This is a genomic window from Microbulbifer maximicatervae (SeqCode) (assembly GCF_056231245.1).
The window spans coordinates 3,441,897-3,467,229 of record NZ_CP174334.1 but is presented as its reverse complement, the minus strand read 5'-3'; the positions used below and the strand labels follow the sequence as shown (position 1 = coordinate 3,467,229).

Below are 25,333 nucleotides of genomic sequence, written 5' to 3'. Positions count from 1 at the left end.
AAATATCGTAATCTCGTATGAAATGGCTGCTGGCAATACTCACCATTATGCTCCTCGCCACCCAGTACCGACTTTGGGTTGGTGAAGGTAGTCTCGCCGAAGTTACCCGTCTCAAGCGTCAATTAGCCCAACAGCAAGAAAAAAATATCGCGCTGGTGCGGGAAAACCGTCAACTGTTCAGGGAAGTTCGCAGTTTGAAAGTTGGCACTGATGGTGTGGAAGCGAAAGCCCGTTATGACCTGGGACTGATCAAGGAAGGGGAAACACTGTTTATCTTCCTGGATAAGGAAGAGGCTGAAAATTGATTAAGGATTATTGGGTCATTGTACCCGCTGCCGGCGTTGGCAAACGTATGGGGGCTGATCGCCCGAAACAGTACCTGCCATTGCTCGGGCGACCACTGCTATCCCTGACTTTAAAAAATATTCTTGGGTGGCCAGGTTTGGCTGGCGTTGTAGTATCGCTATCGGAGCAGGATACCTACTTCCCTCACCTGAAAGAAGCAAACCACCCCTTGGTACACACCGTCATTGGTGGAGCTGAGAGAGCAGACTCTGTTCAGTCCGCCCTGGATTTCCTGGCGGGGCGAGAAAGCGGCGATACTCCGGTTTTAGTCCACGATGCTGCACGACCCTGTGTGTCTGAGCGCGATATTTGCGCTTTACTCAGTGACGAAGTCTCACCGATGGCACTTTTGGCGCGCCCCGCAAGCGACACATTAAAGCGCAGTCATATGACTGGCGGTGTAGCCTGTGTGGAAGAAACGGTTGACCGCGAAAGTATTTGGTTGGCGCAAACCCCGCAACGTGCCCCTCTCAGCACTTTGCACTCATGCCTTGGTAAAGCCCTGGAGCAAGGGGTTGCTGTAACCGATGAAGCCAGCGCACTGGAGTTTTTTGGCCATTCACCGCAATTGGTAACGGGTGATAGTGACAATATTAAAGTGACGCACCCCGCCGATATCATAATTGCAGAAACTATTTTACGTCTGCGCTACTCCCCGACTGAGGATAAGCGATAGTGAGTTTTCGAATAGGCCAGGGCTTTGATGTGCACGCATTTGGCCCTGGTGATCATGTAGTGCTCGGAGGAGTACAAATCCCCTATGGGTATGGTTTGGTAGCTCATTCTGATGGGGATGTTTTACTGCACGCCCTATCGGATGCCTTACTGGGTGCTCTGGCCCTGGGAGATATCGGTAAACACTTTCCCGATAACGATGAACAATTTGCCGGAGCGGATAGTAGAAACCTGCTTCGACATGTTGTTGGATTAATCGATAGTAAAGGGTATCGCCTGGTTAATGTGGATATGACGTTGATTGCCCAGGCCCCCAAAATGGCTCCGCATATCGATGGAATGCGAGTCAATATTGCCGCTGACTGTGGTGTTGATTGCGATGCGGTCAGTGTCAAAGCAACCACTACAGAAAAGCTTGGATTTACTGGTCGCGGTGAGGGTATCGCCGCGCAAGCTACTGTTTTATTAGAGCGCAAAGATGTCTGAAGTTTGGAACCTGGATTGGCCCCGAGCGCTTGGGGGTGCGGTAATTTCTGGCGATTTTCGCACAGAACCAGAAGATTTTATTGTCGATGAACTGGCTATGCCGCCGGCTGATAAAGATGGCGAGCATGTTTACTTGCAGGTTAAAAAGCGCGGGGCAAATACCGCCTGGGTTGCCAAGGAATTGGCGAAGTTAGCTGGGGTGCAAAGCCGGGATGTCAGCTTTTATGGCTTGAAAGACCGACATGCTGTTACCACTCAATGGTTCAGTGTATGGCTCGGACAAAAGCCAGAAGCAGACTGGTCGCAAATAAACAGCGATGAGATTTCATTGCTCCAGGCCTTCCGGGGACCACGCAAGTTGCGTCGTGGCGAGCATATGGGGAATCGCTTCAAGATTCGGCTGCGCAATGTAGAAGGTGACCGGGACAAAGCAGAAGAAGTACTTCAGCTGATTCCCAAAGGGGTGCCCAATTACTTCGGTGAACAGCGCTTTGGGATTGATGGCAATAACCTTAGCTTGGCAAAAAACTTAGCTGAAGAAGACGGTCGCTGCCGCAAAAGCGAAAAGGCTTTTGCCATGTCTGCTGCCCGTAGCTGGCTGTTCAACCAGGTTTTGGCTGAACGAGTTAACACCGGAACCTGGCAGAGCCCTCTCGTTGGAGAGCCTGAAGATTACCCAACCGGGCCTCTTTGGGGGCGTGGCAGAAACCTGTCAACGGATGCCCTGGGGCAGTTGGAAGAGCAAGTGTTGTCCCCGTGGCAGCCTTGGTGCAACTGGCTGGAGCACTGCGGTCTTAGCCAGGAGCGCCGGGCCATGATTTTATCCCCGGAGGCATTTCGCTATGAGTGGGAAGGTGATCATTTAATCGTCGAATTTGCCTTGCCACCGGGTACTTTTGCTACGGCTTTGCTACGGGAGATAGCTCAGCTGGTCAATGTTAAACAGTGCACATAAAATTTGTATTTAGGTGACTGGCACTGTTGCACAAATCATGGACAAGAAAAGAATATGGATCGCTTGAGACAAGAAGGTCTGGGGATGACTTCCCAGCGAACCCGTAATCGCTTGATCCAGCGATTGCGGGAAGAGGGGATATCCAACGAGGAGGTACTAGATGTAATGGCATCTACACCTCGACACCTCTTTTTGGATGAGGCCCTGGCTATTCGGGCTTATGAAGATACTGCTTTGCCCATAGGGTATGGCCAAACTATTTCCCAGCCATACATTGTCGCCCGTATGACTGAACTCCTACTGAGTAGAGCCAAGTCTCTACACCGAGTTCTGGAAGTGGGTACGGGCTCTGGCTACCAAACGGCCATTCTTGCTCGCTTGGTCGAACAACTTTATTCCGTCGAGCGTGTCGAACCTCTATTGGAAACCGCTCGCCATCGGTTGGGGGAGCTGGGTTATAGCAATGTAGAGTACAAGCTCAGCAATGGGGGCTTTGGTTGGAAAGACGAGGGTCCTTACGATGCAATCCTGGCTGCAGCAGCACCTGCAATGATTCCTGATGAGCTGCGAGAACAGCTGGCTCCCAATGGGGTTCTGGTAATTCCGGTGGGGGCTGAGCAACAATACCTGACGATGGTGACTCGTCGTGAGGATAGTAATAAGTTTGATGTGGAAAAGTTGGAAGCGGTACGTTTCGTGCCTTTACTCGGTGGCGTGGTTCGATGAGATTTACTGAGGTTCTAAAAAGTCGCTACCCCGGAGTACTTCTGCGGGGAATGGCAATGGGGGCTGCCGATGTGGTACCCGGTGTTTCCGGGGGAACTATTGCCTTTATTACCGGCATCTACCAGGAGCTTTTGGACTCCCTCAGTCGAATAGGCCCGCATTGTATTACAGTGTGGCGGAAGGAGGGGTTTCTATCCACTTGGCGCTATATTAATGGGAGCTTTCTGCTCTCTCTTTTCCTTGGGGTATTGTTGAGCGTTTTTAGCTTGGCCCACCTGATTAGTGGCTTACTGCAAAATTATCCAATTGTTGTGTGGTCTTTCTTTTTCGGTTTGGTTCTCGCCTCAATTGTTCCCATTGTGAGAAATATCCCCCGGTGGTCGCCATCTGTTTTGGTTTTTCTCGCACTGGGTATTGCGCTTGCAGTAACAGTGAGTGAGATGCGGCCTTCGGAGATACCGGCAACTCCACTTACGCTGTTTTTATCAGGTGCTTTGGCAATATGTGCGATGGCACTACCGGGAATTTCCGGCGCTTTCCTGCTGTTATTAATCGGGATATACCCCAAGGTTTTAGCTGCAGTTCATGAACTCCAAATTTCAAACCTATTGTGCTTTGCGGCAGGGGCGGCAATAGGGCTGATGCTCTTCAGTCGCTTGTTGTCTTGGCTGATGCACAAATATGTAGCTAGGACACTGGCATTTCTTGCCGGGGTTTTGTTGGGTAGTTTGAAGATTATTTGGCCCTGGAAACTGCCAATGTCCGGGGAAATCGAAGCATCAAGCAAATTGGCCCCTTTGCTATCCAACACTTCTCCGCTAACTTATGTCGAGCAAACCGGCGACAGTGCTCATTTGGGGGGCGCAATTGTTGCGGCTCTAGTGGCAGCGCTCTTAGTTCTCGCTGTAGACTTCTTTGGCAAGGTGCACAGAGAGAAGTCTTGCGCCACTCCGCAATAAGATCTGGAAAATCTCGGTATGGCAGCGTTTTATCAAACTTTTCCAGAGATTTTTGGAGCTTTTCTTTAGACACTTTTTCCATAAATGCCGTGGTCTGATGTAAAAAGAGAATAATGGAATGTCATCTTTTGCAACCTCTTGAGCGCCGATGTTGGCGGAACAAACTCCCTAAAATCGGTCATTGTTTGTGGGGGGTGTTTAAAATATTAGGCTTGCTGGTTCTGCTGCAGGCCGTTTCCTCCTGTTCCAGCCATAAGGCTCCCTCAAGCTCCCTACGCCAGCCCCCGAGTATCAAAATTACCCACCACACGGTAGGTAAAGGGGATACCCTTTATTCGATAGCCTGGCGTTACGGCAAGGATTTTCGCCAATTGGCGGCGATAAATGGTATCCGCTCCCCTTATCAAATATATCCTGGGCAGAGAATCAGGCTGACGGGTTCAGTGCCAACCAAGAGCACTGCCGGCACGCAAAAGAAGCAAAAAGCGCCAGTCGCAAAAGCTAAACCGAAAACAACACAAACGACCACTGCTAAAAAATCTTTAACACCAAGCCCAAAGCGCCAATCAACAGCATCTCGCCGGAGCGGATCGGTCAACTGGCGCTGGCCCGCCAAGGGGAAAGTGATTAGTCACTTCCGCTCTGGGGACCCATTGCGTAAGGGAGTTGATATCGCGGGTGAAAAGGGTGAGTCTGTACTGGCAGCGGCTGATGGCACCGTGATCTACGCAGGAAGCGCCTTGAGAGGTTATGGAAAGCTGCTGATCGTCAAGCACAACGAGGTTTACCTCAGTGCCTATGCACACAATCACCGGTTGCTCGTAAAGGAGGGCAGCAGGGTAAAGGCGGGGCAAAGGATAGCGGAACTGGGTTCGAGTGGTACCGACCGCAACAAGCTCCACTTTGAGATTCGCAAAAACGGTCAGCCAGTAGACCCTCTTGCCTACTTACCGTAAGTTCACGGCCGCAGTAAAGCTCTGCAAATAAAAATGGACTTTTAACTAGTACCACTTGAGGTAGTCACTGTAATCGTGGCCATCCCAGGGTCAGCCGATTCAGTGGCTGTCGCCACATACCTGCGGCATTGATAGTTGTGTTATCAATGTCCGAGTGTGTTGTGCGGCTGAAATTGGCAAAGTACAAGGAGCAGGGGAAATGGAAGCACAACGGCAAGACCAGTCTATGGCTGGCCAGGCAGAAGACTTTCCTCCTGAGTTAGACGTTGAAAATGATGAGCAGAAATTAGGTTCAACTGAAGCAGGTGTTAGTCGCACGCGGAAATCTGCGGCTAAAAAGAGTTCCGCACCCTCCCAGGCAGAGAAAAGTAGAGTTTGTAGATTGGATGGCGATGGCCATTTGCAGAAAAATCTCGACGCTACTCAACTCTATCTCAATGAAATTGGATTCTCCCCCCTATTGACCGCAGAAGAAGAGGTGTATTACGCGCGCAAGGCTTTGCGTGGAGATGCTGCGGCAAGAAAACGAATGATCGAGAGCAATCTTCGCCTTGTTGTAAAGATTGCTCGCCGCTACGTTAGCCGAGGTTTGGCACTGCTGGACCTTATTGAGGAAGGCAATCTGGGCCTGATTCGAGCAGTTGAGAAGTTTGATCCAGAGAGAGGTTTTCGCTTTTCCACTTACGCCACCTGGTGGATACGTCAGACGATAGAACGGGCCATAATGAATCAGACCCGGACCATACGCCTGCCCATCCATGTCGTGAAAGAGTTAAACGTGTACTTGCGTGCATCTCGAGAGTTGGCGCAAAAGCTGGATCACGAGCCATCCGCAGAAGAAATTGCGACCCTCCTTGAGAAGCCAGTCGAAGATGTCGAGCGTATGCTGGGGCTCAATGAGCGGGTTACTTCTGTAGATACTCCCATTGGGCCCTCTTCTGAGAAGACCTTGGTAGATACCATCCCCGATCAGCAGGAATCTGACCCAGCAGAGCTTTTACAGGACAGGGACCTTTTTGACAGCATCAACCGCTGGTTGGGAGAGTTACCTGACAAACAGTGTGAAGTGGTCTCTAGGCGGTTTGGTTTGCGCGGTTTTGAAGCGAGCACCCTGGAAGAAGTAGGGCGTGAAATCGGTCTCACCAGGGAGCGGGTCAGGCAGATACAGGTGGATGCACTGAAACGTTTAAGAGAGGTTATGGAGAAGCAGGGGCTCGACGGGCATTCACTATTTGGCAATTTGTAGCCTCTACTCCTTGATAATACCCCACTGCCAGTTTCTGGCTGTGGGGTTTTTTATCATCTCTTCTTGCTGAGCTGAAGTCTTCGGGCTATGAGTTACTTCCTTACCCAGCGTCCCAGGTTGTCCTGGTAGTATTCTCCGGGTGACAAGCGGGCTTCCAACTTTTCAGCGGCGCGTGTTGCCACCTGGGCTATATCAATTTTATTGCGCTCAGCGATTCGAGCGTAAGCAGCTTTTCGCTTGGCATTCACTTCTTTGACCAGTTTTTCCAGTTCTGGTGAGCTGGCATCTACGATAGCGATGTATCCGCTATTGGCTTCACCAACCAGGCCCTTACTTTTGGCTTCATTTAGGGAAATTGCCATTGCAGGCAGGGCGATTAATAAGCTCAGTGCCAAAAAGGCTTTCATTAATGTCTTCATATTTGCCTCCTTAGAAAATCCCTTCCTTGTCTTCAAACAGGTTGTCCAGGTCCTTGTCGACCTTGACCCGAATTTCGTGCTCAATTTTCACATTCAGGTTTACTGTAATTGGCTCACTGGGAGCCTTTACCGCTACAGTGGGTGTACACCCTGTAGCAACCATAGCGTATAGCAGCCCCATAGGAATCAGTCGGCTGGCTTTCATCTGACACTCCTCACAGTACCTCTTTGGTACCCTTTTACTTTTTGTACCTAGCCCGTGTTACCTGCCTGGTTCAGCAGGTGAGTTGGATGCCGGCAGACCCAAGTATTTTATTGAGTCAACCTTAACCGGTGATGAACCAAGCAGGCTTGTACATACCAATAAAGGCTACTTCACTCCTGACCTATTGGTCCAGCTGCTTTTCTAGGGTTTCAGTCAAATCACGACTGGCTTGCAATGAGCGCAACATGTCTGGGATATTGTTTTCAAGGTTCAGGTTGATCACCAGGTCTCGATCAGAATCGATAGCCTCACTTCGCCCAACCAGCTTTAGCTGTAGTTGGAGATCTCCGCTGGCTGGATAGTCTATGCTGCCTTCCAGTGTTTGAAACTCATAATCTTCCAATGCATTGGCTATCAACTTGAGTTGAGGGTTGCTTGCCAGCATCTGCGGAGAAAAGGCTCCGTAGTAGCGCAAGCGTCCGCCTGGAGCTTCACCCTGAAGGTGACCGGCTTCCACAGTGATGCCCTCAGGCCCCGTTACAATGGGGATTTCTAAATTAATTAGCCCGCTGGCCTCAAAGTTCTCTGAGTCCGTCTCCTGTGCTAAAGCCTCTAGAGAAATACCTTGTGCATGTACAATGCTTTTTCGAGTCTCTTCAGCGAGATTCCAAATAAGGGCTGATGAAGTAACCTTGCCTTGCAAAAAGTCAGCAGAAAAATTATGCAATGTAATATCTTTCTGTTTATCCAGTTGCAGTGATAACTGGATATTTTTTACTGGTAAACCCGCGTTAATAGATGCTATCGATAGTGAGTATGGTGTAGGTGTGATCCAGTGCCCATCTTCGTTTTCTACTTTTAGATCTCCACTGATTCCGGTGGCAAAACTATCCTTATAGGTTGCTGCAATATCGTCCAATGAAACATGGATACTATCTTTGGACCGGGGGTGCAAAGACACAGAACCACCGGCAGAAAGTCTGCCCGAGACGATATTGAGGGGAAGCCCCTGGATCGTATCGTTTAGAGAGCGATCCGTACTAAAGGTAACTTCAGGAACGGAAAATTCAACTCCACCTGAGGATTTTGATAAGTCGTAAGAGCCGCTTAAATCAATTTTAATTGCACCTGCTTTAATTTGACTATGACTTGTTAGCTTATTGTGTTGCAGGGATAGCTTGCCTTTGGCTGAAGAGTTAACCTTGTACTTTTCCGATGTCTCAATCTCTAAATTGTTACTATTAAATTCACTGTCCAGCGCTGCAGCACCATTTTTGATGGTAACGATACTATCAAGAAAATTGAGGTCTCCAGAAAGGGAAAATTGCTCGGTGTTGATAATTCCAAACTGACTGCTTATTTCTGGGAGAGTGCAGATTGTAGGTTCTGTTACTTCGCAGTGTACTGTTGGTATATCTAAGTTTACTCTGTCAGCCGCCAATGTTTTGGTTGCTATTTTTTCTCCAGATACTTTAATGCTCTCTAGCGTGAATTTTTGACCTTTAAGATTGCTTTCAATCTTTGCCTTGGCCGTTGAGCTCAGATTGGTAACTGCTAATTCTCTGGCCCGCTCATAAAGTTGGGGTACCTTTGTCTTCAGCTCAAAGTTACAGGCACTGATATCAGAGAAGTGACATTGTATGCCGCTAGCGGTTAACTGTACTGTCGAGTCCCCATTGGAGCCTTGTATTGTTGCAGTTAGAGATCCTTGTTCGACCTCAATATCTCTTTTGTTGGGATTGGTCAGGTCACCTGTAATGGAGATAAGATCTTTAATGCTTGCCTGAATCTTGCTTTGATGTAATCCGGTAGTAATTAAAGGCGAGTTTTTCCCTGATGTGGGAGCTGAAATATCCAATTGAATAGTTTGGTTTGGTATTAATTCTAATTGAAAGCTATTTACTTCTGGAGAGTTAATATTGTTAAGCGAACTTAGTTGAAGTTTACCCTTAAATGCCACATCTCCATTAACACTATCTATAGGTAGTGCTGGCAAGTGCCTGAGATATAGGGGGGAATTAACTATAGTATTTGCACTTGTTAGATGAAAAGTACCTTCGATATCTAATTCGGGAGATGTCGTCGATGTGCTCGAGCTAAAGTCCGCACTTAATAGCGGGGTATTGGTGTTTTTATCAGTACCTAAAGCTATATCAAGCTCGCCACTCCCCTTGATATGTCGAGGTTTAAATGGAAATAGTGATTCAAGTGTTATTTTTATTGGATTGCTTATAGATAATTGGGCTTTTATATTGGAGTTTAGTTGAGCGTATGGGATTGTGGCCTTTAGGTTATTGCCATTAAGTTGAATGTCAATTTCTCGGTAGCTTGAAATGGATAGCAGATTGTCTGGCAAGCTAATCGCGGTGGTAGCTATAATTTTGCCTGATACTGTCGGCTTAGTTGTAGAGCTAGCTTTAGGTTCAAATATCTCTATCAGTGGGGCTATAGATTCCAGCTCTGATACAAGTTCACTGTTTAAAACCCATGTGTCAGTTTCTAGTTTAGCAATAGTTATATCAGATTCAGACAGAATCTTTGAGTTGTTAGTTAGTATTCTGGGTTTTAGTTTGATTTCTGACAAACCTAAAAAAGCCTCAAAATATAAATTAATCTCGCCAAACTGGGGGTGTTTAAGGGGAGTTTCGGCATGAATTTTTGTGTTGTCGCGAGCTATATTTAGTGGGCCGCCAATCAATTGGCCATCGAGTACTATTTGCTTAACGGATATCTTGCCTGGCAAAAAGCGGGTTAGACTTTGGCTTAGGGCACTTAACGATAATGTATTACTTGTCTTGACATTATTTTCCGGGAGCTGCTCGTTGATATGGGCTTTGGTAACGATATCTTCAGCTTCCATGCTCCTGGTTAGCTTCTCTATTGATAGTTCAATTTTTTGAGTGTTATCTCGGTCATAAATAATATGGAAAGGATAGACAATTTTTACTCCCTCAAGGAGGATAATGCTATTTACACTGGACTTTAGGCGAACTTCCTGGATCGAAACTTCTTTAAAACCCAGTCGTAGTCCTGTCAGCTCCTGAATAACTACCTCTCCTGAGAAAATATTGATTAGCTGAGAAGCAACGATATCCTTTTTCCACCAGCTAGCTGCTATGAGCGCAGCTAAAAAACAAGATAGGGTTATGATGGATATACGGAGTTTACGCACACTGAACCTCGGAGTTCTCGCAAGAGATTAGTTCAAACTTAAATCTATTATTCGTTACAAAAGGGCGGAGTAGGAATACTTTAATCCCTTACTTCTACCTTATGGGGAGTTTACCAGATTGGATAATTATACTTGCTGCAATTTCTCGCCATGTTGATGAGTATCTACTGTGCTAAGGGGTGGGGCAGACAATAAGTGCTTTATGTAGATAGATAATCGACCATTAATTAATAGTTTTTATCTATATGAATGGTTGTACTGATAGTTTTTAGCTTCTCCGCCGCTGTTGCCGCCACGTCTGTGGGGGCAGATGTGCCAAGAGTGCCGGTGGGCAAGGCTGCAAGGGCAAGTATTAATCTAACTTATCTATGCGTGGCACCAATCGCGCTGGGAAGCTATAGTCCGGTTTTTAACTTGGGTGATAAATAGTATTAGCCCGGGTAACGATATTGTTGGTCCAATTAATCGAATTCATACTGCCCCGGAAGGGCATAGAATGACTGAAGGTGTTTCAATAATGAATGATAGCCAGCCAAAGACCATTTACCTGAAAGACTATCAAGTACCAGATTACCTGGTGGATGCTACTGATTTACATTTTGAGCTGGAACCCAAGGCAACTTTGGTCAAATCTCGTTTGAATATTCGCAGAAATCCGCAAGCGGACGCAGGGCTGCCGCCTTTAGTGCTGGATGGTGTTGAGCTGGAATTACTTTCGGTTTCTTTGGATGGAGTTTTGTTATCTACATCTGATTATCAGGTTCTACCTGAGGGCCTGTCTATCCCTGTAGAGAAACCAGAATTTCTGCTGGAAATCCGCAATCGGATAAATCCGGAGGAAAACACATCTTTAGAGGGATTATATCTCTCTAATGGTATGTATTGCACTCAATGTGAAGCTGAAGGATTTAGAAAAATTACTTTCTATCCTGATCGGCCGGATGTTATGTCCAAATTTACCACCACCATCGTCGCGCCGATGGACCACCCGGTACTACTTTCCAACGGCAATGAAATTGAGAAAGGTAGATATGAAGATGGTCGTCAGTTTGTAACTTGGGAAGATCCATTTGCCAAGCCGGCTTACTTATTTGCGTTGGTAGCCGGGGATTTGGAGCATGTGGAAGATAGCTTCACAACAGCCTCTGGTAGAAAGGTTAAGTTGCAGATCTTTACGGAAGCGAAAAATATTGGGAAGTGTGATCATGCTATGCGATCCCTTAAAAATGCGATGCGTTGGGATGAGGAAACTTACGGAAGGGAATATGACCTAGATATCTTTATGGTTGTTGCTGTTGATCATTTCAATATGGGGGCTATGGAAAACAAAGGATTGAATATTTTCAATTCGGCCTGCGTGCTCGCTAGCCCAGAAACAGCGACGGACTCAGCTTTTCAGCGGATCGAGTCTATTGTAGGGCATGAGTACTTTCACAATTGGTCCGGTAATCGGGTCACCTGCCGGGATTGGTTTCAGTTGAGTCTGAAGGAAGGTTTTACCGTATTTCGTGATGCAGAGTTCTCCGCTGACCTTAATTCCCGAGCGGTTAAGCGTATTGAAGATGTATCCCTTTTGCGTACTACCCAGTTTGCTGAAGATGCCGGCCCTATGGCCCATCCTATCAGGCCAGATTCTTATATAGAAATTTCAAACTTTTACACTCTGACAATTTATGAAAAGGGTGCGGAAGTTGTACGGATGATTCATACACTCTTAGGTGCAGAAGGATTCCGCAAAGGAAGTGACTTGTACTTTCAGCGGCACGATGGCTGCGCGGTAACCTGTGAAGATTTCGTCAAGGCGATGGAAGATGCTAACAAGGTTGAACTGAAGCAATTCCGCAACTGGTATAGCCAAGCAGGCACGCCGATACTTGATGTGACAGATAGCTTTAATGAAACTGATGGCACTTATAGGCTAGCTATTCGCCAGTCTTGCCCTTCATCGCCGGGTCAGGAAGAGAAGTTACCTTTCCACTTACCAATAAGAATTGGATTGCTGGGGGCTGATGGCGCAGAGCTTGTACTCAATGAGCAGGGTGATACTGAAACTGTTTTACAGTTAACAGAAGATGAGCAATCTTTTGAGTTTTCCGGACTTACAAAGAAGCCTTTACCCTCATTGCTGCGGGGCTTCTCTGCTCCAGTAAAAATAAAGTACAACTATAGTAATGAGCAGCTTCAGTTTTTAATGAGAAAGGATAAGGACACGTTTAACCGCTGGGATGCAAGTCAGCGCCTAGCATTAAATGCTTTGTATGAGCTTCAGGTGGCTTTTCGTAAAGGTGAGGAACTACAGGTACAACCAAGTTTAATCAGTGCTTATAAAGAGGTTTTACAGGATGTTGATCTCGATCTAGCGCTGGTCGCAGAGATCTTGCAATTGCCCAGTGAGCAGTTTATCGCTGAAGAGTCATCATCTATTGATGCGGAAGCAATAATTGTTGCGAGGGATTTTGTAAGGAAGGTAATTGCAGGTGAATTATTTGATGAATTTCGCAAGCGCTATCTGGAATTGAATACGACTAAGCCCTATAGCCCGAATGCGTTAGATATTGCGCAAAGACGACTTAAAAATACCTGTTTATCCTATATGTGCATAACAGAAACTGAGGAGGCGTTAAATATAGCCCAGGTTCAGTTTGAGAACGCTAGTAATATGACAGATAGTGCGGCGGCTCTCGCTGTTATTATTAATCATGCACCGGAAGACCGAGCCAGGGGGTTGATTGAGCAATTTTATGAGCGCTGGAGAACCGATACTCAAGTCGTAGAACTATGGCTGAGTCAGCAGAGTTGTAGTCCCAAGCGCGGTACATTGGAAAATATTCGTGCACTTATGGATCACCCTGCTTTTGAAATGAAAAACCCCAATAAAGTAAGGTCTGTAATAGGTGGTTTTGCTAATCGTAATTTTAAGCAATTCCATAAGAGCGATGGTAGCGGGTTTGAGTTTGTTGCCGATCAGGTTCTGGCCTTGGACAAGCTAAATCCACAAATTTCAGCAAGGCTGGTTATACCGATCACACGTTGGAAAAAATACTCTGGTAGCCTGGGTGAGAAGATGAAAGTTGCCCTGCAAAGGGTTGCTGATTCGGGAGACCTATCTAAGGATTTGTTTGAGGTGGTTAGCAAAAGCTTGATTTAAAATAAATGCCTGTTTGGGGTATGCTGCACATACCCCATCTTCTTATAGAACTTTGTTATCTTTTTCCTCGCCTAGCTGGACTAAATGTAGCTTGGTTCCATCATTTTTTAGCTCAGTGATTGAAGTGTAGTCGGGCCTAAACTGTTGTACTTTTTGGTGGTTACGGATATGTGCAACAACTGAATTGATGACCATAAAATGGCAGAAGATAAAGGTATCCTCTGAAAGACTTTCCAAATACCTGATTATTCCATCGCGCCAATCTTTTTGTTCTCTGTCGCAGGGGTCCCACTCTCCAGTAAGTAATGTTCGTAACCAGGTTAGGCGTTGAGCTTTGGGTATTTCCTCTGGTGTAGGTATTTCCGTCACTGCATTTTCAATCACAACCTCTATATCCCAAACTTCGGCCAAGGGCTTTGCTGTTTGTTGTGCACGGAGTTTGGGGCTGCTTATTAATTGAACTTTCTCGAGTGTGGAAAGTTTTAGGGCTAGCTCTTCTGCCTGCTTGTAACCTTCGTCTGTGAGTATTGGATCGGGGATGTGCTCCCCTTTCGCTGCTTCTCCATGCCTGATTAAAAAAATTCTTGCCATCTATGCCAACCTAAAGATAACCATTCAAACTATCGTCGGGTATATGTTGCCATAAACTGAGAAGCTCTGGTGAGTTAAACGCCCTGGCTGAGGGATGACTGCCAAATCGTTTACTGTGTTTTCCTGAAAACTCTGGCCAATCATTGCCGGGTTTCCCTGTTTCAGCAAAATTCAGCCAAGCTTGTTGCATTGTGGCACTTAATAAATGGGGGTTTTCTTCAGCACCATATAGTGTTTTCAACGACTGATCGCTATGGGTTCCAAATACATAGCCAAGCTCAACGGCGTGACAAGCCCCTAGTAAAGGCTGTGCAGCGAGGGGTTGCGCAAAGTGATAGTGATAGTTTTCCCCCTGATGACTTTGTAGGTGTCTCAGCCCTGGCAAGGTGAATACCATATCAGTGAGCAAGAGGTTCCAGGCTCGGCTCCATTCTGGCCAGGGGTTGTCTGTCATTTTTTTTGCTAGTTGATAGTAATGTCTGAGTAGGGGCTTTAGCTCGGACTCTGGGATAAGCCATTCTAGATGAGTGCATATTTGCCGGTAGTCCATGTTAAAGCTTTCAGGGTTTATTGCGCTGAAGAGATTCCATTCCTCCAAATTGTTCCCTAACAAAAGAGATGTTTGGTGTGTCGGGGAGAGCTTTTTTTCAGGGGAAAAAAGTTCCCTGTCTGCGACAGGTTTAAATGGTAGTTGCCCCCATTTTGCTGTCATAGACGTGTCAGAGAGTATTGCTTTTTGTGTTTTCAGAAGAAGTTTGGTTGGACAGTTTTGTAGTGAGATGCCACCAGAGATTTCCTCAAATTGCTGAATGAAAGTCTTACCAACATGATTGGCGCTTTGCTGGGAGTGGGAGGCTCTTGGGTGCCCACTTTGGACAATTGCACGCCGTATAAGACCTTTACATTGTGGGGCTTCAAGTAAGGAGGCAATACTCATAGCCCCGGCTGATTCGCCAAAAAGAGTGATATTGTTTGGATCTCCGCCAAATGCTGAGATATTTTTCCGAACCCATTGTAGGGCGGCTATTTGATCTAAAAGCCCTTCATTGCCGGTTGATGGTATATCACTAATATCCTTTAAACGCAGAAATCCCAGTGCGCCTAAACGGTAGTTTATAGTGACAACAATTGTCCGACCGCTAGCTGCCAAGTATTTACCATTGTAAATTTCTTGGCATCCTGATCCCATGTAAAAAGAGCCGCCATGAACCCAAAACATTACTGGCAGCTTTTTTCCTTGCGACATTGCGGGAGAGAATACATTCAAATAGAGGCATTCCTCCCTTTCAGGAAGATTCCCGTTTTGATCTCGAACTTCCATTAGGGTGGATGAGTTTTGCGCTGCTGGTGAACCAAAGCTATGCGCTTGGAAGGGATTTTTCCAGCGGTCCAACTCTTGCGGTGGTAGCCAACGTAAATTCCCTACAGGGGGGAGAGCGTAGGGAATACCCAAGAATTTATACACGCCAGTTTCTTCATCTGTGGTTCCGATGATTGGCCCGGCAGGCGTATCAACAACGGGGGTAGGTTTTTTGTTTAAGTGCCTGCCAATTTCCGGGTCTGTAGTCATTTGTAACTTCCTAATCTTGCTGAAGTTAGCACGAAAACTGTTTTTCTCCTGCCGCTGCCTAACTCCTCCTTGAAAACGTTTTGAATTACGTCCATACAAAAGTAGTGCGCGTAAAAACGTACTGGCGTAATTGTTTTTTTATGGAGGGAAATTAGTAAGGCAATGTATTAGTGAATCTAGTCACGGATGGGCTCAAAGTGGGGTATTTTCCGTCTTTAAGCTCAGGCCATGAACTGTGTATTTAGGAAGTTGCACTGTTTGAAGTTGGTGAGAGCATGATTGCGAAAATCTTTGACAAATCCACGGGCTCAATCGACGAGCGATCACTGGAGGGGCTATCTTTGACCTCTCCTGGTCTTGTCGAAATGCCCGCAGATCCTGAGGATATTGCGTCTTTTTCCAAGGACGGAATAGACCTCGTTATTGTTTTAAAATCCGGCCAGATCGTCATTATTTCAGGGTTTTACCTGTTAGATGAAGATGGCGAGCATAGTGAGCTAGTGCTAACAGGGGCTGGAGAGCCTCTTATGTTGGCTTCTAATGGAGATTTAATCTCTGCCTTTGCTGCGGCTGGTGGCGCTTCTTATCCAGCACCAGCACCAGCACCAGTCGATCCGGGTATTTCTTGGTGGATTCCTGCATTAATTGCACTTGGAGTTGTTGTTATCGCTGTAGCGGCTAGCGATAACGATGATGACAATCGCGATCAATTTTTTATTCCTGACTCTGACTCTGATGCTGATGCTGATGCTGATGCTGATGCTGATGCTGATGCTGATGCTGATGCCGATGCCGATGCCGATGCCGATGCCGATGCCGATGCCGACGCGGATGCTGATGCCGACGCAGATGCCGATGCCGACGCCGACGCTGATGCCGATGCCGATGCCGATGCCGATGCCGACGCAGATGCGGATGCCGACGCGGATGCCGACGCTGATGCCGACGCGGATGCCGATGCCGATGCTGACGCCGATGCCGATGCCGATGCCGACGCAGATGCGGATGCCGATGCCGATGCCGACGCAGATGCAGATGCCGATGCCGATGCGGATGCGGATGCCGACGCAGATGCAGATGCAGATGCAGATGCAGATGCCGATGCTGACGCGGATGCAGATGCTGACGCAGATGCAGATGCAGATGCGGATGCCGACGCGGATGCCGACGCGGATGCCGACGCAGATGCCGATGCTGACGCAGATGCAGATGCAGATGCAGATGCGGATGCGGATGCGGATGCGGATGCGGATGCAGATGCAGATGCAGATGCTGACGCGGATGCAGATGCAGATGCAGATGCAGATGCCGATGCCGATGCAGATGCAGATGCAGATGCCGATGCCGATGCCGATGCCGATGCCGATGCCGATGCAGATGCAGATGCCGATGCCGATGCCGACGCGGATGCCGATGCCGATGCCGATGCCGATGCCGATGCCGACGCGGATGCTGATGCCGACGCAGATGCCGATGCCGATGCCGATGCCGACGCCGACGCTGATGCCGATGCCGATGCCGATGCCGATGCCGATGCCGACGCAGATGCGGATGCCGACGCGGATGCCGACGCTGATGCCGACGCGGATGCCGATGCAGATGCTGACGCGGATGCCGATGCCGATGCCGATGCGGACGCGGATGCCGATGCCGATGCCGATGCAGATGCTGATGCTGATGCTGATGCGGATGCGGATGCGGATGCGGATGCGGATGCGGATGCGGATGCGGATGCCGATGCCGATGCGGATGCAGATGCGGATGCAGATGCGGATGCGGATGCGGATGCCGATGCCGATGCCGATGCAGATGCTGACGCGGATGCTGATGCCGACGCGGATGCCGACGCGGATGCCGACGCAGATGCTGATGCTGATGCGGATGCCGATGCCGATGCGGATGCGGATGCCGATGCGGATGCCGATGCGGATGCGGATGCGGATGCCGACGCAGATGCCGATGCAGATGCCGATGCAGATGCTGACGCGGATGCCGACGCAGATGCCGATGCTGACGCCGATGCCGATGCCGATGCCGATGCCGATGCGGATGCCGATGCGGATGCGGATGCGGATGCCGATGCGGATGCCGATGCCGATGCTGACGCAGATGCAGATGCAGATGCAGATGCTGACGCGGATGCCGATGCGGACGCGGATGCCGATGCGGATGCCGACGCGGATGCCGATGCGGATGCCGATGCCGATGCTGACGCAGATGCAGATGCAGATGCAGATGCAGATGCGGATGCCGACGCAGATGCCGATGCTGACGCCGATGCGGACGCGGATGCCGATGCCGATGCGGATGCCGACGCGGATGCCGATGCGGATGCCGATGCCGATGCCGATGCCGATGCCGATGCTGACGCAGATGCAGATGCAGATGCAGATGCAGATGCAGATGCAGATGCAGATGCGGATGCGGATGCCGACGCAGATGCCGATGCTGACGCCGATGCCGATGCCGATGCCGATGCCGATGCCGATGCCGATGCCGATGCAGATGCGGATGCCGACGCAGATGCCGATGCTGACGCCGATGCGGACGCGGATGCCGATGCCGATGCGGATGCCGACGCGGATGCCGATGCGGATGCCGATGCCGATGCCGATGCCGATGCCGATGCCGATGCCGATGCTGACGCAGATGCAGATGCAGATGCAGATGCAGATGCAGATGCGGATGCGGATGCCGACGCAGATGCCGATGCTGACGCCGATGCCGATGCCGATGCCGATGCCGATGCCGATGCCGATGCCGATGCCGATGCCGATGCGGATGCGGATGCGGATGCCGATGCGGATGCCGATGCCGATGCTGACGCAGATGCAGATGCAGATGCAGATGCAGATGCAGATGCGGATGCCGACGCAGATGCCGATGCTGACGCCGATGCGGACGCGGATGCCGATGCCGATGCGGATGCCGACGCGGATGCCGATGCGGATGCCGATGCCGATGCTGACGCAGATGCAGATGCGGATGCCGACGCAGATGCCGATGCTGACGCCGATGCCGATGCCGATGCCGATGCCGATGCCGATGCGGATGCGGATGCGGATGCCGATGCGGATGCGGATGCCGATGCGGATGCCGATGCGGATGCCGACGCGGATGCGGACGCCGACGTAGATATCGACATAAATATTGATATCGACATTGATATTGATATCGACGTCGACATCATCATTATCAATATCGGAGATCATCCGCACGAGCAGAGCGCGCTTCATGGAAGTGATGTAGCGACTCTGGGTGGCGACGGAGATATGTTGGCAGATCCGTCATTCACTTGGGAACCGGACGGAGATGCTGATGCTGATGCTGATGCTGATGCTGATGCTGATGCTGATGCTGATGCTGATGCTGATGCTGATGCTGATGCTGATGCCGATGCCGATGCCGATGCCGATGCCGATGCCGATGCCGATGCCGATGCCGATGCCGATGCCGATACTAGCGTTGACATTGATATCAACATCGACATTTCAGTTGATATCGATATTGATATTGACATTACCATCATCAATATTGGATCAGATGTGGCAATGGACTCTGACGGCATACTGGATGTTGGTACTGCAACTGTGCCTGGTATTGACATGCTGGGTAGTGGCTCTGACTTGACTCTTGATGATCTATTCGAATCTGTGGGTAGCGATACTCAAATATTCGAGTCTGCTGGAGAGGTGGCTGGCGTAGATACGAGCCAAATTTCTAGTGGAGTAATGGATTCGATGGAGATGTCGGCAGCAATTGACGACACTATCGGAGATATGTGGCAACAAAACAGCTTGAGCGACACTTAGATCTGAAAGCGACAAATTAACTTAAGTACCGGGCCGTAAGGCCCGGTTTTTTTTGGCTAGACTTTTGTGGCCACTCTACAGAATTTATGTAATTAGATGTTAATAGAGTGTTTAACCTCCCGGTAATTATTGAAAGTGAATATAGTGGAAGTGTTTAAACCGAAAATGAAAATACCATTTGTGTTGACTCTGGTGTTTTGGTCAATCACAGCTGACGCCGATATATTAAGTTCTCCCCGTTCCTCTGAAGTAATTAGCCCAAGAAGCATGGAAGTAGAGGCTTATGATTCATTAAAAAAGTTTTCCTTTAGGGAGTATGAGGAAGGTATAAAGCGAACTGAATTCAATATGCTTGAAGTGGTGCACCAAGCCGTCGGTTGGCATCCATTAATTGCAGAAGCCGTTGGGAATCTCTATCAGCAGAGGCAAGGCGTCAAAGCTGCACGATCGGGATATTTTCCTCGATTGAATGCTGGAATTGTGGCCGGGAACGACTCCGAGTACAAAAGCGAAGGTGATGGACACGCGTTCCAGGTGAATATTTCCCAGATGGTTTATGACTTTGGCAAAGTATCTAGCAATGTTGACTTTGCAAAGGCTGGTGTACAAAGGTCTCAGGCTGAAGTTCTCCAATCTATTGACGAAGTTGCAAGGAGAACCGCAAAAGCGGCAATTGAGGTTCAGCGCTATCAGTCTCTGCTTTTAACTTCTGATGCACAAGTTAATGGCGTATCTGCTATTGCTGATCTTGTGCAAATTCGAAAGGAGCGTGGAGTTAGTTCCCGCTCAGATGTGTTACAGGCGCAATCAAGAGTTGATGCTGCACAGGCATCTAAACAGCAAGTAGAAGCTTTGTTACGCCGATGGCGTACCACTTTACAGAATCTCACTGGATTCCAATCTCCATTTCGGGTGGCTATGTATGTTCCTGAGGACGTCGCACAAGCATGTGATGTCCAGTCTTTTGATTTGTCGTCAGTACCAGATGTACTTATTGCTGCCGCATCTAGAGCTGAAGCTGAAGCACAGCTTAAATCGGCAAAAGCAAATGCATGGCCAACCTTAACCCTTGATGGAAATGTGAATCAGTACTTGGATCAAAACTATGTTGATGCCAATGCACTTGATAGTAATGAGAAGGCGATTTTCTTTAATGTTTCCATGCCTATTTATCAAGGTGGAAAGATATCTGCCGGAAGAGAGGGGGCGAGTTATGCCTTGCTGTCGGCTGATGCGGCGAGAGACTCGGCACAATTATTTGTAACCCAAAAATATCGTGAGGCACAAGAAGAAGCTGAAGGGTTAATGCGTAGTTTGAGTTCGCTTAGCGCTAGGGAGAGCGCTATAGCTGAAACAAGGGATCTATATAAACAGCAGTATTCCACTCTAGGCACGCGGACTCTAATTGATTTGCTAAATTCAGAACAGGAGCTACACATTGCCCGCCGAGAAAAAAATAATACGATTTTTGATTTGCACCTTCTAAAAATAGATTGTCTACATAGTCGTGGTGGTTTGCGCGAGGCATTTAAACTGGATGGAACCGAGATTCAGGGTGTGGAGGTGTTGCCTTGAATGGAAGCCAATTAGATATTGCGGGTGAAATTGAAAAGCCATTTTCCAGCTCTAAAAATAATGCCGCTAACGTTACTCCTTGGTGTGAGGCAATAATTTCTATTGCTCGACATTATCGAATTGATTGCTCTTATGAAAGGGTCCGAATAGCTGGGAATTGGGGGGGATATAACTCTATAGAAAGCGTTGTTAGGCAGATGGCGCGACAGGCCGGGCTTACGGCAACATTCAGCTCGTTCAATGAGTCTGCGATCAATTCGTGGCGTTTGCCCATTGTTGCCCAATTGGTGGATGGTCAGTTAGTTGTTGTAGAGTCTGTATCTAAAGATATGGAACTGAGTGTTATCTACTGTGGCGATAAAGGTCTAAAGAGTACAGTACATCTGGACGATTTAAAAAATAATGTTCTGAACCTGGCTATATTTCGTCCCAGGAGAACGGCAACAGACTCTCGTATAGATGACTATGTTAAGACTGAAGACAAGCATTGGTTTCGCCGGATTATCCTTAGGGATTTGAAACCCTATTTTCATGTGATGATTGCCACAACAATTGCAAATTCTCTAGCACTAGCTGGAATTGTTTTTTCAAAACAGGTCTATGACAGAGTCATTCCAGCTGAGTCTTTTCCTACCCTTTACGTTCTATTTAGCGGTGTTGTAGTAGCAATTATCTTTGATTTTATTATGCGTACTATGCGAGTCAGGGTAACGGACTTGCTGGGGAAGCGTGCTGATATTCGTATGTCGGATTTGGTTTTTGGGCATGCTATTAGGGTTAAAGATCAAGCCAGACCAAAATCAACCGGTACATTTATCTCTCAGATTAGAGACCTTGAGCGCATAAGAGAATTGTTTACATCTTCCACCGTTTTGGCTCTTGCAGATTTACCTTTTTTTGTACTCTTTCTGTTTGTTATGTGGTGGGTTGCTGGGAGCTTGGCACTAATACCTCTTGTAGCAGTTTTCTTGTTAATTATTCCTGGGTTGCTTCTTCAGCCGAGGCTTGCAAAGTTATCGAAGGAATCTATTAAAGAAGGAGCGCTACGTAATGCAATGCTAATAGAAACGGTTCAAGGGCTGGAAGATATAAAAGCCATGCAGGCGGAACAGCGCTTTCAAGGGCAGTGGAATCATTTCAACGCAGTCACCGCAGATTCCAATCTAAAGCTGCGATATCTGGTTGGTGTTTTACTGAGTTGGACCCATAACGTGCAGTCATCAGTTTTTGCTGTAGTTGTGTTATTTGGAGCTCCGATGGTCATGGCTGGCGACATGACAACGGGCGCACTGGTTGCTGCCTCTATTCTTGGTTCGCGGATGATGTCACCAATGGCAAATATCACCCAGGTTTTAAGCCGCTGGCAGCAAGCCCGGTTTGCGATGAAAGGAATTGATCAGATTATGCAGTTACCGGTTGATAACCCTGAAGATGAAAAGAAAGTGCAGAAGTCCTCGCTTCAAGGAAATTATCACTTTAAACAGTCGGTTTATAACTATGGAGATGATACGTCTGATCCCGCTCTAGTTATTCCTGAATTAAAAATTACTCAAGGTGAACGGATTGCTATATTAGGTCGAAATGGATCCGGTAAGTCAACGTTGCTACATGCACTGTCGGGTTATATTGAGCCCGCTCGTGGTCAGTTACGGTTAGATGATGTCAGCTTGGCTCATATAGATCCCGCTGATGTAAGACGAGATATTTCTCTCCTTAGCCAAAAGACAGGGCTATTCCATGGGACTATTTATGAAAATCTTGTCTTAGGTTCTCCCAATGCCAGCGATGATGAAATTCTCGTCGCACTTAAAATGAGTGGTGCTGAGACTTTTGTGAGTAAGCTCCCGAAAGGCTTGGGATCTATGATTCAAGAAGGTGGCTACGGGCTGTCTGGAGGGCAAAAGCAGTCTCTGCTGATTGCTAGGATTTTATTACGTCAACCAAATGTTCTTTTGCTGGATGAGCCTACTTCAGCACTGGACGAAGCCACTGAGAAAAAATTTATTTGTGCATTATCAGATTGGAGTGTAAACAAAACAGTTGTTATTGCAACTCATAGAACTAGCATCCTTAGCTTTGTAGATCGAATAATTGTGCTGGATAGTGGTCGAGTTGTTCTCGATGAGCCAAAAGAAAAAGCACTCTCTATTCTTTCTCGACGGAAGGATCCTAAGAAGGATGAAGAAGTTTCCTAGAGGTTAGGATGGAGAAGCTGTAATGCCAATTCCAGATGACTTCGGTTTTCGCCGCGAACCAAAACGCATCGCTCTCTTAGATATTGATTCACAAAATGATGAAAAACAATATGAGGATGATATTGATGATGCATCTCTCGTACGCTCAGGAAGAATAGTTTGGGTATTTTTTTTATTGTTAGCCGCGTTGGTTTTTTGGTCTTACTTGGCCAAGGTTGATGAGGTTTCTTCTGGCGCTGGTAAAGTGGTTCCGACTTCGCGTTCACAGATTATCCAATCATTAGAGGGAGGAATACTGGAGGATCTTAAAGTTTCTGAGGGGGATATTGTCGAAAAGGGTGAAGTGTTGGCGCAGTTGGATCCTACAAAATTACGTTCGAATGTAGAAGAAATATTGGCTCGCTACAGAGCTGCTTTGGCTAGTGTCGCGCGATTGAGTGCTGAGGTAAATAGTACATCGATTAAATTTCCAGAGGAACTGTCTTCGCATGCGGAGCTTATTGCTAAAGAAAGAAAACTATTTGATACGCGGCGGAGAGGATTAGCAGAATCGTTGAAAGGTTCAAAGGAAACCCTAGAGTTGGTCAATAAAGAGTTGTCTATCACCAGGTCGCTTGTCGAATCAGGGGCAGCCAGTAGTGTTGATCTTTTACGTCTGCAAAGACAAAAGTCTGAGTTGGAGACAAAGATAAATGAGATAAAATCTATGTACATGGTGAAAGCCCGAGAGGAGTTGGCAAACTTTAGTGCTGAAGTTGAGGCGCTGTCTTCTGTAGTTGAGGGGCGTTCTGACTCACTAATAAGACTTACTCACAAATCTCCTGTAAGAGGCATTGTTAAAGCTATTGAGGTTACAACTATTGGTGGCGTAATCCCCCCAAATGGAAAGATAATGGAGATTGTCCCACTTGATGATCAGCTTTTAGTTGAAGCAAAAATTTCCCCCAGGGATATCGCATTTATTCGTCCTGGGCAGGTAGCTAAAGTAAAAATTACTGCATACGACTATACGATTTATGGTGACTTAAATGGTACAGTGACGACTATATCTCCTGATACGATTCAAGATGAGTTTGTGCCAGGCGAATACTATTATAAGGTTTTCATCCTCACAGATACTGATTCTCTGGAAAATCATGAGGGTAATAAATTTCCGATAGTGCCAGGTATGATTGCAGCGGTAGATATAAAAACGGGTTCGAAAACTGTTTTTGATTATCTTATGAAGCCAATCAATAAGGCGGGTGAGGCGCTACGGGAAAGGTAATGGCGAAATGGTTAGCTAACTCATTGGTGCACATTGTTTTTGGCTTCTTTGGTCTTTCTAGCTTATCTCAAGCTGAATCAAAAATTGTTACTCTTTCGGTTGAGGTCGCAATTACGAACTCTTCGAAGCAGGATATTAATGGTTATGTTCAAAGACTTTCTATGCCTGTAGAGTATAGTTTGCAGCAGTCATTAAAGAAGATTAGATATAATTATCCAGAAAAAATTATTTACAAGAAGCATGGTGTAGGGGGTTCTAAGTACCTTGAGTTTGTGCTGAGTATTCCTGCTGGAAGGACAGTTTCCAGGATTGTTGAGTTTGATTTAATGCTTACTTCATATGATTATACTCAATTGAGCAGGGGGCGAGACTTTTTTCCAAGTGGTACTTACTTAGAGTCAGCGAGGTTTATCGAGTCAGATTCCACTCCAATTAAAAAGTTATCCCTTAAAATACAAAATACTTTTGAAGATGAAGAGAGTCGTTTGAGGGCAGCTTTTTTGATTCCTCAAGCAATAATTAAATATAAAGTTCAGCCTACAAAAGGCGCTCTGGCGGGCCTTGAGTCAGGGGAGGGTGATTGTACAGAGCATGCGGCGCTTTTTGTCGCATTGGCACGCTCTATGGGGTATCCTGCAAGAGTTACTTCAGAGTTTCTTTTTTCCAAGAAAAAAAGATTTGATCGACCTAATCATCATGCCGCTGAAGTTTTTATGGGTGGTCGGTGGGTGCCGGTAGACCCCAATTTGGCGCAGAAGCCTTATCTTGGATATGGTTTCGGTAAGGGTAGTATAAGTAAAATTGTTCTTACTCGAGAGTTTTCATGGGTTTGGTCTAATTTGTTTCCGAAAGATTTTAAAGGTAAAAAAAATAATGTTAGTGTTTCTGTTTTGTGGAGTTTGCAATAAATATTGAATTTCTGGATTCAATTATTTGTTATGGGTGGGTTTAGTAGGGCGTGCAGTGGTATAGCGAATTACATCTGTCGGCCAGATGTGTAAGTTTGATCTGTATCATGTTTTTCTTGAGTT

19 protein-coding genes are annotated in these 25,333 nt (G+C 47.2%); 14 read left to right on the top strand and 5 right to left on the bottom strand.

Features of this window, described 5'->3' with window-relative positions; genetic code table 11:
- Positions 1–17 precede the first annotated feature (17 nt).
- From ACJJIS_RS15145 to rpoS, 8 genes are all read left to right on the top strand, one after another.
- The gene (locus ACJJIS_RS15145; RefSeq protein ID WP_282931806.1) at positions 18–305 is read left to right on the top strand and encodes a septum formation initiator family protein; all 288 of its coding nucleotides are present in this window, start codon (positions 18–20) and stop codon (positions 303–305) included.
- Positions 302–1,021 (top strand): 2-C-methyl-D-erythritol 4-phosphate cytidylyltransferase, encoded by a 720-nt coding sequence (gene ispD, locus ACJJIS_RS15140; RefSeq protein ID WP_444905991.1) that lies wholly within the window; start codon positions 302–304, stop codon positions 1,019–1,021. The genes ACJJIS_RS15145 and ispD overlap by 4 nt, the downstream gene beginning before the upstream one ends.
- Positions 1,021–1,506 (top strand): 2-C-methyl-D-erythritol 2,4-cyclodiphosphate synthase, encoded by a 486-nt coding sequence (gene ispF / locus ACJJIS_RS15135; RefSeq protein ID WP_444915902.1) that lies wholly within the window; start codon positions 1,021–1,023, stop codon positions 1,504–1,506. Before ispD ends, ispF begins: the two co-directional genes overlap by 1 nt.
- Positions 1,499–2,461 (top strand): tRNA pseudouridine(13) synthase TruD, encoded by a 963-nt coding sequence (gene truD / locus ACJJIS_RS15130; RefSeq protein WP_282931809.1) that lies wholly within the window; start codon positions 1,499–1,501, stop codon positions 2,459–2,461. Before ispF ends, truD begins: the two co-directional genes overlap by 8 nt.
- 54 nt (positions 2,462–2,515) lie before the next feature.
- Positions 2,516–3,187, top strand: coding sequence for a protein-L-isoaspartate(D-aspartate) O-methyltransferase (locus ACJJIS_RS15125; RefSeq protein ID WP_444898140.1), 672 nt, complete (start codon positions 2,516–2,518; stop codon positions 3,185–3,187).
- On the top strand, positions 3,184–4,146 hold the full coding sequence (locus ACJJIS_RS15120; RefSeq protein WP_444932579.1) for a DUF368 domain-containing protein: 963 nt from the start codon (positions 3,184–3,186) through the stop codon (positions 4,144–4,146). Before ACJJIS_RS15125 ends, ACJJIS_RS15120 begins: the two co-directional genes overlap by 4 nt.
- 194 nt (positions 4,147–4,340) lie before the next feature.
- The gene (locus ACJJIS_RS15115; protein ID WP_444932580.1) at positions 4,341–5,102 is read left to right on the top strand and encodes a peptidoglycan DD-metalloendopeptidase family protein; all 762 of its coding nucleotides are present in this window, start codon (positions 4,341–4,343) and stop codon (positions 5,100–5,102) included.
- Positions 5,103–5,301: 199 nt separating this feature from the next.
- A complete protein-coding gene (gene rpoS, locus ACJJIS_RS15110; RefSeq protein ID WP_413664895.1) occupies positions 5,302–6,348 on the top strand; it encodes an RNA polymerase sigma factor RpoS in 1,047 nt (348 codons plus the stop codon).
- A gap of 92 nt (positions 6,349–6,440) precedes the next feature.
- Here rpoS and ACJJIS_RS15105 read toward each other — a convergent pair whose 3' ends face one another.
- From ACJJIS_RS15105 to ACJJIS_RS15095, 3 genes are all read right to left on the bottom strand, one after another.
- Positions 6,441–6,767: a YdbL family probable chaperone protein gene (locus ACJJIS_RS15105; protein ID WP_282931814.1), complete on the bottom strand. Its 327-nt coding sequence runs from the start codon at positions 6,765–6,767 to the stop codon at positions 6,441–6,443.
- Positions 6,768–6,777: 10 nt separating this feature from the next.
- Complete coding sequence (locus ACJJIS_RS15100) at positions 6,778–6,972, bottom strand: YnbE family lipoprotein (RefSeq protein ID WP_282931815.1); 195 nt, start codon at positions 6,970–6,972, stop codon at positions 6,778–6,780.
- A 181-nt stretch (positions 6,973–7,153) separates the two neighbouring features.
- Positions 7,154–10,144, bottom strand: a complete 2,991-nt coding sequence (locus tag ACJJIS_RS15095; RefSeq protein ID WP_475708441.1) for an intermembrane phospholipid transport protein YdbH family protein — start codon at positions 10,142–10,144, stop codon at positions 7,154–7,156.
- A 496-nt stretch (positions 10,145–10,640) separates the two neighbouring features.
- On the opposite strand from ACJJIS_RS15095, the gene pepN reads away from it, so the two are divergent.
- Positions 10,641–13,292, top strand: coding sequence for an aminopeptidase N (gene pepN, locus ACJJIS_RS15090; protein WP_475708440.1), 2,652 nt, complete (start codon positions 10,641–10,643; stop codon positions 13,290–13,292).
- Positions 13,293–13,334: 42 nt separating this feature from the next.
- On the opposite strand, the gene ACJJIS_RS15085 is transcribed toward pepN, so the two are convergent.
- Together ACJJIS_RS15085 and ACJJIS_RS15080 are read right to left on the bottom strand one after the other, a co-directional pair.
- Entirely contained in the window at positions 13,335–13,883 is a 549-nt protein-coding gene (locus ACJJIS_RS15085; protein WP_444932583.1) for a histidine phosphatase family protein, read from the bottom strand.
- Positions 13,884–13,893: 10 nt separating this feature from the next.
- On the bottom strand, positions 13,894–15,453 hold the full coding sequence (locus tag ACJJIS_RS15080) for a carboxylesterase/lipase family protein (protein WP_444932584.1): 1,560 nt from the start codon (positions 15,451–15,453) through the stop codon (positions 13,894–13,896).
- Between the two features lie 275 nt (positions 15,454–15,728).
- Here ACJJIS_RS15080 and ACJJIS_RS15075 point away from each other — a divergent pair, with 275 nt between their 5' ends.
- From ACJJIS_RS15075 to ACJJIS_RS15055, 5 genes are all read left to right on the top strand, one after another.
- A complete protein-coding gene (locus tag ACJJIS_RS15075; protein WP_475708439.1) occupies positions 15,729–19,265 on the top strand; it encodes a BapA/Bap/LapF family prefix-like domain-containing protein in 3,537 nt (1,178 codons plus the stop codon).
- A gap of 144 nt (positions 19,266–19,409) precedes the next feature.
- The gene (locus ACJJIS_RS15070) at positions 19,410–20,840 is read left to right on the top strand and encodes a TolC family outer membrane protein (protein WP_444932586.1); all 1,431 of its coding nucleotides are present in this window, start codon (positions 19,410–19,412) and stop codon (positions 20,838–20,840) included.
- Positions 20,837–23,035, top strand: coding sequence for a type I secretion system permease/ATPase (locus tag ACJJIS_RS15065; RefSeq protein ID WP_444898133.1), 2,199 nt, complete (start codon positions 20,837–20,839; stop codon positions 23,033–23,035). Before ACJJIS_RS15070 ends, ACJJIS_RS15065 begins: the two co-directional genes overlap by 4 nt.
- Positions 23,036–23,057: 22 nt before the next feature.
- The gene (locus ACJJIS_RS15060) at positions 23,058–24,302 is read left to right on the top strand and encodes a beta-barrel domain-containing protein (RefSeq protein WP_444905979.1); all 1,245 of its coding nucleotides are present in this window, start codon (positions 23,058–23,060) and stop codon (positions 24,300–24,302) included.
- Positions 24,302–25,210: a transglutaminase-like domain-containing protein gene (locus ACJJIS_RS15055; RefSeq protein ID WP_444905978.1), complete on the top strand. Its 909-nt coding sequence runs from the start codon at positions 24,302–24,304 to the stop codon at positions 25,208–25,210. Before ACJJIS_RS15060 ends, ACJJIS_RS15055 begins: the two co-directional genes overlap by 1 nt.
- Positions 25,211–25,333: the final 123 nt, after the last annotated feature.

Coding starts and splice junctions, on each gene's coding strand:
- ACJJIS_RS15145 (WP_282931806.1), top strand. CDS start 18: ATGAAATGGCTGCTGGCAATACTCACCATTATGCTCCTCGCCACCCAG.
- truD (WP_282931809.1), top strand. CDS start 1,499: ATGTCTGAAGTTTGGAACCTGGATTGGCCCCGAGCGCTTGGGGGTGCG.
- ACJJIS_RS15125 (WP_444898140.1), top strand. CDS start 2,516: ATGGATCGCTTGAGACAAGAAGGTCTGGGGATGACTTCCCAGCGAACC.
- ACJJIS_RS15120 (WP_444932579.1), top strand. CDS start 3,184: ATGAGATTTACTGAGGTTCTAAAAAGTCGCTACCCCGGAGTACTTCTG.
- rpoS (WP_413664895.1), top strand. CDS start 5,302: ATGGAAGCACAACGGCAAGACCAGTCTATGGCTGGCCAGGCAGAAGAC.
- ACJJIS_RS15105 (WP_282931814.1), bottom strand. CDS start 6,767: ATGAAGACATTAATGAAAGCCTTTTTGGCACTGAGCTTATTAATCGCC.
- ACJJIS_RS15100 (WP_282931815.1), bottom strand. CDS start 6,972: ATGAAAGCCAGCCGACTGATTCCTATGGGGCTGCTATACGCTATGGTT.
- pepN (WP_475708440.1), top strand. CDS start 10,641: ATGACTGAAGGTGTTTCAATAATGAATGATAGCCAGCCAAAGACCATT.
- ACJJIS_RS15085 (WP_444932583.1), bottom strand. CDS start 13,883: ATGGCAAGAATTTTTTTAATCAGGCATGGAGAAGCAGCGAAAGGGGAG.
- ACJJIS_RS15080 (WP_444932584.1), bottom strand. CDS start 15,453: ATGACTACAGACCCGGAAATTGGCAGGCACTTAAACAAAAAACCTACC.
- ACJJIS_RS15075 (WP_475708439.1), top strand. CDS start 15,729: ATGATTGCGAAAATCTTTGACAAATCCACGGGCTCAATCGACGAGCGA.
- ACJJIS_RS15060 (WP_444905979.1), top strand. CDS start 23,058: ATGCCAATTCCAGATGACTTCGGTTTTCGCCGCGAACCAAAACGCATC.
- ACJJIS_RS15055 (WP_444905978.1), top strand. CDS start 24,302: ATGGCGAAATGGTTAGCTAACTCATTGGTGCACATTGTTTTTGGCTTC.